The organism is Clostridium sp. D43t1_170807_H7 (assembly GCF_015555905.1).
Lineage (GTDB): Bacteria > Bacillota > Clostridia > Clostridiales > Clostridiaceae > Clostridium.
In genome coordinates this window covers 1-2,141 of sequence record NZ_JADNLK010000062.1, presented here as the reverse complement: position 1 = coordinate 2,141, position 2,141 = coordinate 1, and the positions used below count along the sequence as shown (strand labels likewise).

Below are 2,141 nucleotides of genomic sequence, written 5' to 3'. Positions count from 1 at the left end.
TGTAAATGATAATATAACAATGAATAGAAAATGGAAAATAAAAATGTACAAAAATGATCATTAGTTATATCCTATTTATGGGAGGGATACTAATGATTATGAATTTACAAGGTCAATTAACTATATTAAAATCTATGAATATTAAACCTAACTTTTCAGAGTTAGCTAGAGAATATGATTTAGATCGAAGAACTGTGAAGAAATATTATGAGGGATATGAAGGTAAATCAAAAACTAGAAATAAAAGTAGTAGATTGGATCAATATTATATTGAAATAAAAGAAAAGCTTGCCATAAATGGCGTTACGATAAATGGAGTATATCAATATTTTAAAGATAAATATGGTGATATAGGAACTTATTCAAATTTTAATAAATATGTAAAACTTAAAAACCTGAAACCAAAGAAAGCCATAAGAGGACATGCTAGATTCGAAACACCGCCTGGCAAGCAAGCACAAGTTGATTGGAAGGAAGATATTAAGTTGACTTCAAAATATGGTGAAGTTTTTATTTTCAATGTATTTTCTTATAAGTTAGGAAATTCAAGATTCTGTTGTTTTACTTATAAAAAAAATAAAACACAACAAGATGTATTTGAAAGCCTAATAGAATCTTTTAAAATGACAGGAGGTGTTCCTAAGGAAATTTTATTTGACAATATGAAAACAGTTGTCGATATCACTAAAGATGGAAGAAAAATAAATAGCAAGCTAAAAGCTTTTGCCGATGACTTTGGATTTAAAATTACATTGTGTAAACCAAGGCATTCTTATACTAAAGGAAAAGTAGAATCTGCAAATAAATTTGTAGAATGGATATTACCTTATGATGGAGAATTTGAAAATGAATCAGACATCATTGAACTGCTTCAAAGAATAAATTCTAAGGTTAATCAAGCACCAAACCAAGCAACTAACATTCCACCTATATTATTATTTCAAAAAGAAAAGGAGTATCTACTGCCCTTACCAAGTAATCATATCATAGAGTCCTATATGAACTACGACCGTCAAACCAAAGTTCATAAGGATTCACTAATAACTTATAAAGGAAGTAAATACTCTGTACCACCTAAATATATAGGTAAATCTGTAACTCTTAGAAGAATAGATAAAGAATTACAAATATATTTTAACACAGATTTAATTTCAACACATCAATTAAGTGATAATAAGATTAATTATAATGAATGTGATTATAAAGAAATTTTAGGATCAGTGTTAAAAAATAAGAGTACGGATGATATAGAATCGCTAGCGGAAGCTAATTTAAAACAGTTTGATGCCTTTTTATAATTAAATAGGAGGATAATATGAATAACTATGTTAAATTACTAAATAATCTTGAGGAGTTAGGATTGCTTAATATCAAAGCTAGTATTGATAAATATATAGATCTAATTAACTCTGGAAATAAAAGTATTGTTGATGCTCTTTATGAGTTAAGTAATTTAGAAATTAATGCAAAATCTGATAGAGCTATGCAGGCCTGTGTGAAAGTTGCTAACTTTCCATTTTTAAAGGAAGTTACAGATTTTGATTTTGATTTTCAACCTGCAATAAATAAGCAGCAGATACTTGATTTAATGACTTTAAGATTTATAGAAAATAAAGAAAATATATTATTTGTAGGATCATCCGGCGTGGGTAAAACCCACCTGGCGACCTCTATTGGAATAGAATGTGCTAAGCATCGATATTCAACATATTTTATATCTTTTCAGGATTTAATTTCTCAATTAAAGAAAGCTTTATCTGAAAATAGATTAGATATAAGACTTCGTCATTTTTGTAAATATAAGATTTTAATAATAGATGAAATAGGATATTTACCTATAGATATTGATGCAGCAAATCTTTTCTTTCAATTAATATCTAAAAGATATGAAAAACATTGTACAATAATAACTACTAATACTAATTTTTCTAAATGGTCTGATATTTTTGGAAATTCCGTTATCGCAAATGCGATATTAGATAGACTTTTACATCACTCTCATATTATATCTGTAAAAGGACCTTCTTATAGAACTAAATCAAAATTAGAACATTTAGAAAGCTCTTTGACTAAAATGTAAATTCTAATTATTGTACATAATTATTTTCCAATTTTTATACAAAAATATATTGACATTTACA

At 26.8% G+C, this 2,141-nt stretch carries 2 protein-coding genes; both read left to right on the top strand.

From position 1 onward, the window contains the following. Positions 1–98 precede the first annotated feature (98 nt). Positions 99–1,298, top strand: a complete 1,200-nt coding sequence (istA, locus tag I2E98_RS15705; protein WP_195469803.1) for an IS21 family transposase — start codon at positions 99–101, stop codon at positions 1,296–1,298. Positions 1,299–1,315: 17 nt separating this feature from the next. Then, a complete protein-coding gene (gene istB / locus I2E98_RS15700; RefSeq protein WP_148325070.1) occupies positions 1,316–2,080 on the top strand; it encodes an IS21-like element helper ATPase IstB in 765 nt (254 codons plus the stop codon). The last annotated feature ends 61 nt before the right edge of the window (positions 2,081–2,141 follow it).

Excerpts from the sequence above, each read along its gene's own strand:
- istB (WP_148325070.1), top strand. The coding sequence starts at position 1,316 with ATGAATAACTATGTTAAATTACTAAATAATCTTGAGGAGTTAGGATTG.
- istA (WP_195469803.1), top strand. The coding sequence starts at position 99 with ATGAATTTACAAGGTCAATTAACTATATTAAAATCTATGAATATTAAA.